Source organism: Moraxella tetraodonis (assembly GCF_022359095.1).
GTDB classification, from domain to species: domain Bacteria; phylum Pseudomonadota; class Gammaproteobacteria; order Pseudomonadales; family Moraxellaceae; genus Faucicola; species Faucicola tetraodonis.
Map to the genome: position 1 here is coordinate 1,837,884 of NZ_JACSYB010000001.1, position 12,926 is coordinate 1,850,809.

13 protein-coding genes are annotated in these 12,926 nt (G+C 43.5%); 2 read left to right on the forward strand and 11 right to left on the reverse strand.

Features of this window, described 5'->3' with window-relative positions; translation table 11 throughout:
* Positions 1–14: 14 nt before the first annotated feature.
* From H9W84_RS08040 to H9W84_RS08090, 11 genes are all read right to left on the reverse strand, one after another.
* Positions 15–944 carry a PilW family protein gene (locus H9W84_RS08040; protein WP_239742903.1) on the reverse strand — a complete coding sequence of 310 codons (930 nt, stop codon included), beginning with the start codon at positions 942–944 and terminating at the stop codon, positions 15–17.
* Positions 944–1,507, reverse strand: a complete 564-nt coding sequence (gene pilV / locus H9W84_RS08045; protein WP_239742905.1) for a type IV pilus modification protein PilV — start codon at positions 1,505–1,507, stop codon at positions 944–946. The genes H9W84_RS08040 and pilV overlap by 1 nt, the downstream gene beginning before the upstream one ends.
* A complete protein-coding gene (locus H9W84_RS08050; RefSeq protein WP_239742907.1) occupies positions 1,504–2,052 on the reverse strand; it encodes a pilus assembly FimT family protein in 549 nt (182 codons plus the stop codon). Before H9W84_RS08050 ends, pilV begins: the two co-directional genes overlap by 4 nt.
* 326 nt (positions 2,053–2,378) lie before the next feature.
* On the reverse strand, positions 2,379–3,122 hold the full coding sequence (locus H9W84_RS08055) for a ComF family protein (RefSeq protein WP_239742909.1): 744 nt from the start codon (positions 3,120–3,122) through the stop codon (positions 2,379–2,381).
* An 8-nt stretch (positions 3,123–3,130) separates the two neighbouring features.
* A complete protein-coding gene (locus H9W84_RS08060) occupies positions 3,131–4,396 on the reverse strand; it encodes a phospholipase A (protein ID WP_239742912.1) in 1,266 nt (421 codons plus the stop codon).
* Between the two features lie 155 nt (positions 4,397–4,551).
* Positions 4,552–5,133: a DUF3465 domain-containing protein gene (locus tag H9W84_RS08065; RefSeq protein ID WP_239742914.1), complete on the reverse strand. Its 582-nt coding sequence runs from the start codon at positions 5,131–5,133 to the stop codon at positions 4,552–4,554.
* A 105-nt stretch (positions 5,134–5,238) separates the two neighbouring features.
* Positions 5,239–7,410, reverse strand: coding sequence for a cytochrome c biogenesis protein CcdA (locus tag H9W84_RS08070; RefSeq protein ID WP_239742916.1), 2,172 nt, complete (start codon positions 7,408–7,410; stop codon positions 5,239–5,241).
* 180 nt (positions 7,411–7,590) lie between these two features.
* Positions 7,591–8,028, reverse strand: coding sequence for a type II secretion system major pseudopilin GspG (gspG, locus tag H9W84_RS08075; protein WP_420846653.1), 438 nt, complete (start codon positions 8,026–8,028; stop codon positions 7,591–7,593).
* Positions 8,029–8,180: 152 nt separating this feature from the next.
* Positions 8,181–9,386, reverse strand: a complete 1,206-nt coding sequence (gene gspF, locus H9W84_RS08080) for a type II secretion system inner membrane protein GspF (RefSeq protein WP_239742920.1) — start codon at positions 9,384–9,386, stop codon at positions 8,181–8,183.
* A gap of 27 nt (positions 9,387–9,413) precedes the next feature.
* The gene (locus H9W84_RS08085; protein WP_239742921.1) at positions 9,414–10,310 is read right to left on the reverse strand and encodes a hypothetical protein; all 897 of its coding nucleotides are present in this window, start codon (positions 10,308–10,310) and stop codon (positions 9,414–9,416) included.
* Between the two features lie 218 nt (positions 10,311–10,528).
* Positions 10,529–11,512: an AraC family transcriptional regulator gene (locus H9W84_RS08090; RefSeq protein ID WP_239742923.1), complete on the reverse strand. Its 984-nt coding sequence runs from the start codon at positions 11,510–11,512 to the stop codon at positions 10,529–10,531.
* A 472-nt stretch (positions 11,513–11,984) separates the two neighbouring features.
* On the opposite strand from H9W84_RS08090, the gene H9W84_RS08095 reads away from it, so the two are divergent.
* Both H9W84_RS08095 and H9W84_RS08100 read left to right on the forward strand, forming a co-directional pair.
* Positions 11,985–12,590 (forward strand): 5-formyltetrahydrofolate cyclo-ligase, encoded by a 606-nt coding sequence (locus H9W84_RS08095; RefSeq protein ID WP_239742925.1) that lies wholly within the window; start codon positions 11,985–11,987, stop codon positions 12,588–12,590.
* Positions 12,591–12,605: 15 nt separating this feature from the next.
* The gene (locus H9W84_RS08100; protein ID WP_050325827.1) at positions 12,606–12,806 is read left to right on the forward strand and encodes a hypothetical protein; all 201 of its coding nucleotides are present in this window, start codon (positions 12,606–12,608) and stop codon (positions 12,804–12,806) included.
* Positions 12,807–12,926 lie beyond the last annotated feature (120 nt).

Below are 12,926 nucleotides of genomic sequence, written 5' to 3' on the forward strand. Positions count from 1 at the left end.
GTCTGCCAATCAAATTATGAAGAAGACACCGCCACCACACGTGCATTGCGTAATAGCGTGGTAGACTCATAGGTTCTGCGTACCAATTTTTTACGAGTTGTGTCACTTTTTAGGTTTTGGGACTGCCCCAATAAGGTAAAACTTGTTATTTCATTGCTACCGATAATGGGCGTACTACCATGAACGATTAAGCCAATTTTGACGGCAATAATCGGTGGATGTGTGCCACTTAGACTCGTATACGTGCTACTGGGTAAATACATCATCTGATTGTTCGCATCTTGTACACCAAGTAGTATTTTAAATTGATCCACCCCCATGATAAACTCGCTACCACCAGTCCGATAATCAGCACTTAAACCTGTCACCGCCGTGCCCTCAATCCTACCCGCATCACAAACTAACGCCAAATTTTTGACAGCTCCTGTACTGTTATCGCCTGTCACTGAACGTAAAAAATAGCGTTCAATCACTCGCTGTTTATTCGCAACCTCGGCACTTTCACAGTCAAACATCGTTTGTCCTGTGGTGTTAGTAAATTGGATAGTTAATTGGTCACTATTAATATCTGTATTAGAATTACTCTCCCATTTCTTATCGCCTGCAGTATGAGTTAAATAAGGAAGAAACATTGCACTTGTCGTTGAACTTGTGCTCGGTAAACCCAGATTATCCCATGACAATACAATACCGCCATTGGGGGTAGTATCAGTAATTTTAGTCTCAGTATTACCAAGGTTAGCCAGTCTTAGATGGGCTTCTAACTGCTGCAAACCAAAAATGCTGGCTTCTTGTAGCTCACTGCCACTTTTTTGAACCGTGGTCGATTGCACATTGGTCAAGTAGATTTGTATAACAGCCGCCGATATCAATAATCCCAACACTAATGAAATCATCAGCTCAATTAAGGTAAAACCATGGGTATGTTGGTGATATCGTGCCATCAGTACGCCTCCATGATAAAACACTGAGCACCTGCTTTATACACACCATTGGCATCGGCACAATCATTCGTGCCTGCGCCTAAAGCTGCATTGGTATTACCCCAACTTGCCACAAAACATTGTCGCTCTTGCCCTGATAGGGTCGTGGTTACTGATGTCACTGTGTTAGTAGTTGTCCCTGTGCCAGGGCAAGTGTCTATTGAAATTTTTAGTTCATTGTCTGTGGCGTATTGCTTGATGGTTAAAGCGTCTTTAGTAGCCAATTGATCAACAGTGCAAGCTATTGGTGCAGTTGAACTATTGGTCATACAACTGGCGGTGGTAATATTACTTTCTGTTGGATTACCGTTAAGTGCCTTTTTAAATGCTGTAATACCATTAGGATTCGCTCGCATCATTTCTGCGCCACCCCGCATGACAGTTAAGGCTCGGGTACGCATCAAACTCTCATCGGTGGCTTTGACTGCGGTCATCTGCATCGCAGTAAATCCAAGCACCGCGATTGCTAACAACATCAACGCGACCAGCACTTCTATTAAGCCAATGCCTTGTTGTGAATTCATGAACAACTCCCATTGACGGCTGTTTCTTCTGTCGAGATACTACCATTACCATCTACTTTGACAATTGATTTTAGCAGTCCTTTATTAAAACAAACCCCATACCCCATTCCTAAGGTTATCTTCTTACGTTCTGTACTCTCTGTATCTGTGCCTTGATAAACGCCTTTATTAGCAGCAAAAGTGATTATATTAGGTGCATCAGATATCTGGGAAATATTGACGCTATTGTCAATTTGATACGTCTTAGACGTGCTATTACTAGCATTGACAGCACCACTAGTCAGGGTAATGCGCTTTGCTGCAGTATCAAGGGTTACAATAGTATTGCTTTGGGTTATTAGTGCTTGTGAGCGTGCTTCTTTAAGAGCATTTACAAAGACACTGGCAGCCTCTCGTGTTTTCGCTTGTTGTATCTGTCGCTGCATACTAGGCGCTGCCATCGCGGCAATAATAGCCATAATCGCAATGGTGATGACAAGCTCAATCAGCGTAAAACCTTGGTCATGATTTTGGTTACGATGATATTGTCTGTTAAAAACTTTCATCACGATACCCACCCATACCCCTTGATAAACGACCTATCATACCATGTTTACTAGCACAAACAATTCTAACATTAAAGCAAAAAACATACCTATTATCTCAGTATTTTTGTTAATTTTCATACCTCAAGCTTATTACCGATAGTTTACCTTACCCACTTATTGTTGCTAAGTGAATTAGGATGAAAGGGCGCTCACGTATTATCAAATCACTTTTAGCTTAGTATTTTAAAGAATCTTTCCAAAAACCCACTGGTAGCCCGCCTTTATCTGCGAGCTTTAACGATAGAGCGATGCAATTTTGGTCGCAAAACAGTGACAAGCAGGACCTAATGCAAAACTTTACCATGCAAGATTGAATACGCATGGATATGGGCAGATGGGTAATAATTTGTGAGTAGATTAGCCAATTCAGACAGGGTGGCGCCTGTGGTCACCACATCATCAAACAAAATCAAATTTTTGCTAGGGGGCATATCTGTTAGGGAAAACGCATCTTTGATATTATCTAAACGCTCTTCTCGGCTTAGACCCTGCTGGTGAGGTCGGTCAATTCGCTGCACACCCGTAAAAACAGGGATTTGCCAGTGAAAGCTTAGATAAGCGGTTAAAATGGCAAGCGGATCGAAGCCGCGTTGCCTAATGCGCTGTAAACTTGTTGGCACTTTAACGATTAAAGAGTTTTTTGAATGACAACCTTTGGGTATATGCAGTTGTCTGATAGCTTGAACCAAAACGGGCAGATGATGTAACTGCTGCCCATTTTTGTACCCAAGCATGATTTGATTGAGGGGATATTGATAGTAGCCGCTGGCTACGCCACGCAGTGACGTTTGCTTTAGTTGCAAATTAAAGCATGACGCGGACCATGCAAACTGGCTATGGCATGGCTGACAAAGAAATTGCTGTCGATTGAACCAATGCTCATGGTGACGCGGTGCTAAGTTATCAAAGCCTGCTGCAGCGCAATCATTGATGCCACATAATTGGCAACGGTGATGAACTTTCGCTTGATACACCAACGCCATGGCAAAGGGCAATCGCCACCAAGGCAAGGGGGCTACGATTGCCATAAACGCAGTTAAAGCCCTTTAAAATCATTGAACATGATACCAATACCGACATTGGTGCTCTTATGATTATAGTCTTGGATGTTTTCACCATAGCCATGGAATACTTGTAAAATCGCTTTCATACCGCCTGTCAATGGATAAGCATAATCCACCTGTATAGCGCCTTTATTGGTGCTTGGATTATAACGCATCACACCACCCACTGTGCTTTGGTCATTGAGCGGATACAACCAACGCACATCGCCATAGCCCATGTAGTCCCCGATATCTGGGTTATCCGAGTCTTTACTGTTTTCATTTGCGATTAGCCACAGTCTTGGAATCACAGTGAGTTTGCCCCACTCCGTCCCTGCCATCGCATAGATACGATTCCAAGAACGGGATAACGGGTCTGACTGTCCATTTGATTCATGCACTAGCCCCGCGCCCAACAGTCTTAATGACCCATTCCCAGGCAGATTACCCTTGATAGGCTGTGTCAAAAATATCTCTGGCTGGTAATCTGAGCTGCGAAAAGGTCTTGAACTTTTACCATTGTACACTTGCCAATAAGACTGCTGGGTATAGCCAAGCCACACATCGGCATTGGTATCAAACACATCTTGGGCAAGCTTGGTTTTCATTGAAATTTGCAGCTTGCTATCTAAGTGCTGCAAATAATCTTTCGATGCGCGAACATGATCTTGGGTGGGTGAATGGATGTCATAGTTTGGCGTCGCGTTGTACCAAAGCGGCATGACATACATAGGCAAATGTGGACGTATCGTCAGTATCCCTTTGGGATCATTTTTATCCAAGTCATATAACACACTCAGTGGCGTATATTTTTCAACATCTGTTGCAGTCACTCCCACTTGTTTTAAGATGGTTTTGTCTTGCTTGTTGGGTACCAAATGATCCAGTTTTTTTTGCTCATTTTTAGTGGGGGTCGTGACGGTTGTCGTTTGATTCACGGCTAACACTGGCACCGCTTTACCTTCTTTAATACTCACTTCCAAGGTTTTGGCAATATCAAGGGGCGCCTTGGCTTCAGGTTCGATTTTACCAACGCTTATCTTGTCAAAACAAGCCAACCGCGCGACATTGTCAGTGATTTTTGAACAGGTTAGCAGCATTTGTTGGTCAACGGGGATAACGGTCGTTTTTAGCGAAGTTTTTGCTGAAGCTCTTGTTGAGGATTTTGTTGAAGTTTTTGCATGCGTAGTTGCTGTAACTGTTAGTGTGGCTAGTATAGCAAGCGATAAAGAGGTACGGTAAAGCGTAAGTTGTGACATAGGTTGACCTTCTTACAAAAATATCGTTCATGATAGCAAAAATTGATGACAAATAGTTAACAAATGCATAATAATTTTTAACAGTAAAGTAAAGTTTTAATCAACAATTGGCTTGTCAATTATTGGTATTTCTATTGGTGCTGGTATTGGTAATTCTATTGATACTGCTGGCCTTTATACTCAAGCCAACCATCTTGATGACGGCTAGCGGGGTCACGGTGTGTCCAATGTACAACGCCACCTTTGTCGTTATAAATATATTCACCATAAAAACGAATGGGATTTTTGGCTTGAATGCCCTCGATGCGCGGTGCCAAATCAATATTATGGGCAATTAACACCGTGATGTTTGGGTAGTTATCAATTTTGACCAAAAATTTTTGATGGCGGCTACCCTCATTATCGTCTTTTAGCACTTTAATCACCGTACCACACCCTAATACCTGTCGTTTAACGCTGGGATTTTTGGCTTGATAAGCTTGATTAATGGCGGCATTGTTGCATTGAAGAGTTGTTACCTGACGTTTTTTGTCAGTATAACTTGCTGAATTTTTAGCCGTCTGTTGATTGGAATTTGAGCCAGCCAACGGTGAATTTGGGCTTGCTAACTGGCTATTTCCGCTTTGATTTTGGCTTGGCTGTTGGTCGGCATTGCCTGCATGGGAACACCCAGTGACAAAAATCAGCACCCCCAAAGTTAAGGGGATAGCTATAGACTTTGCTAAGTGATAGTTCAATTTTTATTTAGCCTTTATGGTTGGATGGGTCAATGAATCATTTGACTAAGTTTTCTTTAACTGAGTTGTTTTCTTGAACTGAGTTTTCTTTAACTGAGTTTAGACTTAATTTAATTGGGACAAGACTTGCTCAAAATCAGGGCGTTTGACCTCACCATTTTGTCTTGCTACCAGTTGACCGTTTTGGTAATACAACAATACAGGCGGACCGAACACGGCTAATTTTTTATAGATTGCTTGGCTATCCGGCGTATTGTCAGTCACATCAAGTTTGACAACTTGCCAGCTGGCTAAACTTTGCGGGGGGTTGGCAAAAAGTGTTCTATCCATGATACGACATTCAATGCACCACTCTGCGGTGACATCGACGACTAGCTTTGGATATTGCGTAAGCAAGGGTTCAAGCTCTGACAGTTTAGTGATTGTAATCGTTTGGGTGGTCTTTGTTGCCGTGAATGCCGATTGCCCTGAAGTATTCACAAGCTTGTTAAGCGGCTGCCAACTATCTTGACTACCTGAGGCAGTGCCTATCACAAGACACGCTGACCAAATCCATGCTAGCAATGCTAGTGCTTGAGTGAGTAATTGACCTTTTTTGCCCTGCCAGCGCCACAGCCATAAGCCAATCACAGCAAACCACAGCGCCCATAGCATCAGCATCCAGCTTGATAGCCATATACGCTCTATCATCAATAAAGCGACGCCAAATAACAGCAAACCAAAACTGGTTTTGACCCAGTTCATCCACTCGCCTGCTTTTGGCATAAAATTACCTTGGGTGGCGCCCAGTAAAATGAGCGGTGTGGATAGCCCAAGCCCCAACAAAAACAATGCGGCAAAACCCATCACAGGATCACCCAGTGCTGCCACGCCTGCCAACGCGCCTGCAAGGGGTGCCGACACGCAAGGGGAGACAACCAGCGCAGAAAACAAGCCTGTCAAGTAACTGCCACTTAAGCTACCGAGTCGATTTTCCCCAATTTGGCTGATTTTTTGGAACTTAACACGAAGCGCATGCGGCAGTTGCCAGCGAATGACATCCAACATGTACAGTCCAAGCAGGATAAATAACCCTGCAAAAATTAGCAAAATGACAGGGTTTTGTAGCCAGTTTAGTATACCCAAAGATTGCCCGAATAACGCAACCACTGCGCCCAAAATGCCATAACTGGTGGCAACACCCAAACCATAACTGCCCGTGAGTAATAACCCTTTTTTGGCAGATGGACGATGTTGACGCGCAACGATATTGGCTACAATCGGCAGCATAGGTAACACACAAGGGGTAAAAGCCAACCCCAATCCCGCTAAAAACAACAGCAATAACGCAACACCGCTATGCTTGGTCAATCCAAAAATATCTTGATTGCTAGCGCTAGCTGTCAAACTCGTTGCAACCGCCGCCGATGAAGCCGTGGGTTCAGTCATGACAGTTGTTTGGGCAGGTTGAGACGATGCCATAGATACGACAGGGTCGGATGCGGTTAACTGCGCTGTGGTTAAGACATCGGTCATTGCGGTTGATGCGATTTGCTGCCCCGTTGTGGCACTGCCACTGGAAATCGCTTGTTTGGCAGACGGTGTGCTAGTTGCCTCATCGACGGTTTTAGCAGGGGTCAAGCTAGCAGATTGCTGAGTCGTTATCGGTGCGGCATCATTGGTCGTCGCCACAGTATTGGTGACTTTTGCTTGCGCCGTTTTTGACGTCATTGTGTCTGATTTTTTTGCTGCAGTTTTATTGGCGGCTGGCAATTGGGTAATGACAAATTTGGTCTTTTCAGGGGGATAGCAAAGTCCTACTTTGGCACAGCCCTGCCATTTGACCGTAGCAGGTTGTGAGGTGATTGCTTTATCCGCGCTCAACGTGGTTGTGGCAGTAAAGGGGTGTTCAAACACAGGCACCCGACCAAAATCCGGGTCATCCACATAGGTCGGTACTGCACTAAATTGTAGCGGCGTTGCTGTTACCCCGTCAGGCAATTGTAAGGTTAATTTATCCCGATACGCATAATAGCCTGCTTTGACATCCACATGAATGGTCACCACTTGCCCTTTTTGCTCAGTATAGACTTTAAAAGCCTCATGCACCGGTAGCGGCTTGTCTTTGGCGGGCAAGCTGGGATTGTCATTACCGCCAAAAACGTCGCTTAAACTAATCGCTTGCGCGCTTGGCATGGTAAGGCTAGTGACAGCCAGTAGCATGCCAAGCAAAAAGACATGACGACTCACGGTTCGAAAACAAGATAAGGGCGTGGGCATAGGGGGTAGATTTTTCAAAGATAACTTCTCATACGTTTCAAATTCATAGGTTTTAAATTTATACGTTTCAGATTTATACGTTTTCAGCCACGTAATTATACTATGACGACTAATTTTAGCTAATCCCTGTCCAAAAACCTAGCAAAAAAAATCAGAGTGCCTGACTCTGATTTCGTTAACCCAGTGAAAACACTAAACTTATAACTTAGCAAAAATGTCTGCGTCTTGACCTTCGCCGCCTTCTTTGCCATCAGCGCCCAATGAGAACAAATCATAGGTTCTGCCTTCGGTACCTGGGATAACGTATTGTAGGTCATTATCCCAGCCATCTTTCGGGAAACCGCCTTTAATATACCCGCCCTCTGGCCAGTTTTTGGCGCCTTGTGGTGGTTTATTTAAGGCTTCTAAGCCTTCTTGGGTGGTGGGATAGCGACCATTGTCCACTTTAAACATATCAATGGCATTTGAGGTGGTGGATAATGCCGTTTCGGTGGTTTTGACGCGGGCTTTGTCACTTTGACCCACCACTTTGGGTACCACAAGACCGGCCAAAATTGCCAAAATGACAATCACCACCATGACTTCAATTAAGGTAAAACCCGATTGACGATTTTTTGATACATGAGTACAACACATACGAATTTCCATTTTTTAAATTTTTAGCGCTTTTGATAAGGTGTTAGGATTTTACACGGCTTTTTTGACAATTTGCATACCGATTTGGTTAATTTTGTCGGATGATTTAGCCATTAATTATTTGGCGATTAATTGTTTGGCGATTTTAGGGTTTAGCCTGCCAAATCATTCATATTGATAATCGGTAGCATTACTGCCATCACAATGGTCATGACAATCACCCCCATCAGTACCAACATCAGCGGCTCAAGTAGCGACAATAGCGTGCTAATCATATTGGTGGCTTCATTTTGCTGCATCGCTGCTGCACGCGTCAGCATGTCATCAAGCTCGCCTGAATTTTCACCGCTTTTAATCATCTGTACCATCATCGGCGGAAAATAATTACTGCGCTCAAGCTGGCTTGATAGGCTCGCGCCTTCGGTGACTTTTTCTGTGGCGTTCACGATGGTATGTTTGATATGGGTATTGGTGGTGACTGCCGCGCCGATGGCTAGTGCTTCCACCAACGGCACCCCTGAACGTACCAAAATCGCTAACGTACTGGCAAAACGTGATGCGTTCAGATTTCGCGATAATCTGCCAAACACCGGCAACCGCAAGATAAATTGGTCAAAAGTGGCTTTGCCTGCCACCGTTTTAATAAACTTCACAAATAAAAAAACCGCACCGATTAGCCCGCTTAATATCAGCCACCACCATTGGGTTAAGAGGTTAGACAATGTCAACACCACTTGGGTGATCCATGGCAGCGCTTGCTCGGATTGTTCAAACACTTTGACAATTTTTGGCACGACAAAGCTCATCAAGCCCACCACCACTGTCACCGCCATCATCAGCAAGATTATCGGATACACCATCGCGCCTTGTACCTTTTTTTGCATGGCAAAGCGATTTTCGGTGTAATCGGCTAACTGGTTTAAAATCAAATCCAAATGTCCCGAGCGCTCACCTGCGGCAATGGTGGCGATATAAATCGCTGGAAAATTACCAGAGTCTTGTAGCGCGCTCGCTAGGCTATAGCCTTCCAATACTTTGCCGCGTACGCCATGCATCAACGCTTTGACATGCGGTTTTTCGCTTTGTTTGGCAATCGCTTGCAACGCTTGTTCAATCGGTATGGACGCTGCCAACAACACCGACAATTGGCGGGTGATTAATGCCAAATCATACGCACCCACCCCTTTTTGCCACAATCGGTTGCGACTGACATCGGTTTTTTGTACAGGTGAGACTTCGACAGGCAGTAAATTTTTATCGCGCAGTTGTTGGCGGATTAGCCTAGCAGAATCGCCCTCAAGAATACCTTGGTGTGACTTGCCTTGGGTATCCATGGCTTTGTACTGAAATGCGGGCATGTGAGTTCCCAACGGGTAAAATTAGCGTTATTTTAAAGGCTTAATAGGCTGAAATAAAGACTCGTTTTCATTGGAATCATATTGTACCAACACCGATAGCTCATCGCGCAAGTCTTGTTTGTTAAAGCTATTGACCTCAGTAATCAGCATTTTTTCGATTCGTTTGTCAACGGCGTATTCACTGATTTGCGCACAATAGATGGCTAATTGATAAACTTGCGCTTTGAGTGACTCATCGAGTGATTGCAATAGTCTCACCAATTCTGCCACATTGATGACTTGGTAAGGGTAATTGAGAATCGCCGCCTCTTTTAATGGCGTGACTGAATAGTTGACACCGAGATGGGCAAAATAATAACAACTAAATAAATAACCTAGAATATGCCCCACAAAATAACCCCGGTCGTTGTGATAGCACGCCACGCCCAAAAACTGAATCACGGTTGCCGCCAAACTATGCTCAAGACCGCGAAATTCAGCGGATGATGGCATCAAGCCTACGGTTGGTAAGTTCATTAAATTTTTGTTTTGGCTGACAACCTGCCAACCAATCGGTCGCTGCGGCGGTAAATGATGGCTAATCGACATCACCAAATCATCGACGATATGTAAATTATTGAACAAATGCTGCAGTTGCATCAGCCCAACATTATCGCGCATGTTTAAATATTTGGCGACTTGCAGTTTTTTAGTTTCAATAAACTGGGATTTTTTACTGGAAATATAAAATAACAGTTGGTTGGGATGGGAGTGCTCAAAATACTGGGTTACCGCGTTTTCTTGGGCATGAAACACGGCCGTATATTGGCTGGTCACATCCATTGGGTTAACACCACGATGGTCCATCGCAGGGTCTTCTGGATTGGGCTTGATGTGCAAGCCATGTGCTTCGACAGGTTGACCTTTGGTAGTTGAAGTTTCCATGTTGGCAATCGCAGCTGATAAAATATGGGACAGTGCTTGTCACTATATCATACCCCTATCGACATAACCTAACAGATATTGCTATGAAAATAGACTGGGCATTCTTAGTTGCGATAAAACTCGTCATAAGACATAGAGCTTGCTATAAAAGTAGCGATAACCACAAAACCGCAGCAAACCTGCTTTTTTGTGGTTACTCAGGGTTCTCGACTACCGACTTATTCCTCGCTCAAGCTATCAGCAAAATGTACACCATCGATTCGAAACGACTGGCGATATTTTCGTGGTGACATTTTATAGACGCGTTTGAATGCTTGGCTAAAGGTACTATCGGAGGCATAACCCACTAACTCACTGATACGGCTGATGCTATTTTCTTGTAGCCGTAAATAACGCGCCGCAAGACGAAGTCGATAGTCCGTTAAATAAGTTAACGGCGGCACCCCCACCACTTCACGAAAATGCTCGGCAAAACTACTGCGTGACATCCCGGCGACTTCAGCTAACTTATGAATGGTCCAATTGGTCTCAGGTCGATCATGCATGACTGCCAACGCCTTGGCAAGGTAAGGATCTTTCACAGCTTTTAGCCAATTATCCGTCGCTTCGGGCAAGTCCTCAATATAATTGCGCACACACTCAATCATCAAAATACTGGCGATACGATTGATAATGGTCATTTTACCAAGTCGGTTCTGCTCAGACTCTAATGCCAAAAATTTGACACCCAAATCAAGCATAATCATTTTTTGCTCATCGTTTGATTCGCTTTCTGGCAAAATTTCTGGTAAAGCGCTGAGTAACGGGCGCGTAATCTCTCGATCGTAATGGCACACAATCGCCACCATTTCAGTTGTTTGCGCTGGCTCATCACCTTTGCTATGAATGGCGGGTTTACCCAAGTTGATAGTTTCAACAGTCTGGTTGCTTAATAACGGAGCAATGTCAATTGATGGGATATCCGATTGCCCCACACCACAAATAAGGTGTTTTTTGCCGCCTGGCACCATGACCACATCGCGCGCGCGTGCGTTGCGATATACATCATCGACTTTAATACTAATCCCACCTGTGGTAACCAAATAAAACACGATACAATCTTTTTTATCTAACTCAAACGACCACTCCCCAGTGGCGTGTATATAGTGATACTGAGTTTGATACAAATGTATATCTTCAAGCAACATACTGAGTGCATCCATTAATTTTTCCTAAGTTATCAACACAGCAATTTAAAAAAATGCAACATAAACTACAAACCAGCTAACTTACAAGCCAAACTTTAGTAATTGGACTTGAGATAAAAATTTAAAGACGTATACATAAACCGTCATCCTCGTTATCAGCAATCATATCATCTTTTACAGGCGCTGCTAGTTAAGTTTGAGTCCGTAGGGCTACTAAAACTCAGTATCACCGTCCGCAAAAATGCTTTATTTTTCAAATATTTCAAAGGGAATGGCATAACAGGTAGTGGACACTTGTTATGGGTTGTACACTATCGGTAGGATGTTTGGGTGTTTAAGCAAATAAATAAGTGAATAAATAGCTAAGCAACTAAACCTAATTAGCCAAATCAGCCATTTGGCTTTCTTTTGATTTTGATTTATTATCATGCTTTATTATCAATGGCTTAACTATAATCTATAACCATTACATCATCGCTGTGAATCTATGAATGCTCATCACTTGCGTAAACAGTTACGTCAACAACGTCTACGCTTATCCAAGCGCCACCGTAATCGCGCCGCTTATCAAGCACGACGAGGTTTAAACCGACTACAGCATCCTGCTTTAACTGGCAAAAACGTCAAGATCGGGATTTTTGCAGATGCCTTTGGGGAGATGCCTACCCAACCGCTGATGGATTGGGCAAGGCAGCGCGGTTATCGTATTTATTTACCTGTCGTCACCGGCAAACATCAGCCGCTTGTATTTATCGAGTTTACTCAAAAAACTTGGCGACAATCTCGCCTACCCAAACATCCACTGGGTATGCGCCAACCTGAGAAAGGAAAAATGCTTAACGTAGCGGCGCTTGATGTATTATTTATGCCGTTAGTGGCAGCGGATAAAATTGGCAATCGTATGGGGATGGGTGGTGGTTACTATGACCGCACCTTAGCCAAGGTTAAAAGCAAACCGCTTAAAATTGGCTGGGCTTATGATTTTCAATTGGTTGAAAAATTAAATGCTAATCCTTGGGATATCAGGCTTGATGCCCTTATCACGCCGAGTAACCTATGGATATTCCGACGCTATTTGGTGTCTAAACAATAAATGGATAATAATTAGATGAACGACAAAAAAAACAATGACAGCATTCCAACTACCGCTTCAGACTCACCAACTAATAATGCCGAATTAACTGAAAATCTTAATGAATTAAGCGATGCAGAAATTGCCAGTGTCATGAATCCCGCTAGATTAACGCAACTTTTAACCCAAGCTGATGCCTTTACCCGAGTGAATTCTGAAGACTTGGACGACTTTTAGATACGTATAAGCTAGACATGCATAAATTAAAGACGTATCAACTAGCCTAAAAAATTAGATAAATATAAATCAATATTACAGCGGCATTAGGCTCAGTGCACGATTGCGGTGGTTATTTTT

Coding starts and splice junctions, on each gene's coding strand:
- H9W84_RS08040 (WP_239742903.1), bottom strand. CDS start 944: ATGGCACGATATCACCAACATACCCATGGTTTTACCTTAATTGAGCTG.
- pilV (WP_239742905.1), bottom strand. CDS start 1,507: ATGAATTCACAACAAGGCATTGGCTTAATAGAAGTGCTGGTCGCGTTG.
- H9W84_RS08050 (WP_239742907.1), bottom strand. CDS start 2,052: ATGAAAGTTTTTAACAGACAATATCATCGTAACCAAAATCATGACCAA.
- H9W84_RS08055 (WP_239742909.1), bottom strand. CDS start 3,122: ATGGCAATCGTAGCCCCCTTGCCTTGGTGGCGATTGCCCTTTGCCATG.
- H9W84_RS08060 (WP_239742912.1), bottom strand. CDS start 4,396: ATGTCACAACTTACGCTTTACCGTACCTCTTTATCGCTTGCTATACTA.
- gspG (WP_420846653.1), bottom strand. CDS start 8,028: ATGTGTTGTACTCATGTATCAAAAAATCGTCAATCGGGTTTTACCTTA.
- gspF (WP_239742920.1), bottom strand. CDS start 9,386: ATGCCCGCATTTCAGTACAAAGCCATGGATACCCAAGGCAAGTCACAC.
- H9W84_RS08085 (WP_239742921.1), bottom strand. CDS start 10,310: ATGGAAACTTCAACTACCAAAGGTCAACCTGTCGAAGCACATGGCTTG.
- H9W84_RS08090 (WP_239742923.1), bottom strand. CDS start 11,512: ATGGATGCACTCAGTATGTTGCTTGAAGATATACATTTGTATCAAACT.
- H9W84_RS08095 (WP_239742925.1), top strand. CDS start 11,985: ATGAATGCTCATCACTTGCGTAAACAGTTACGTCAACAACGTCTACGC.
- H9W84_RS08100 (WP_050325827.1), top strand. CDS start 12,606: ATGAACGACAAAAAAAACAATGACAGCATTCCAACTACCGCTTCAGAC.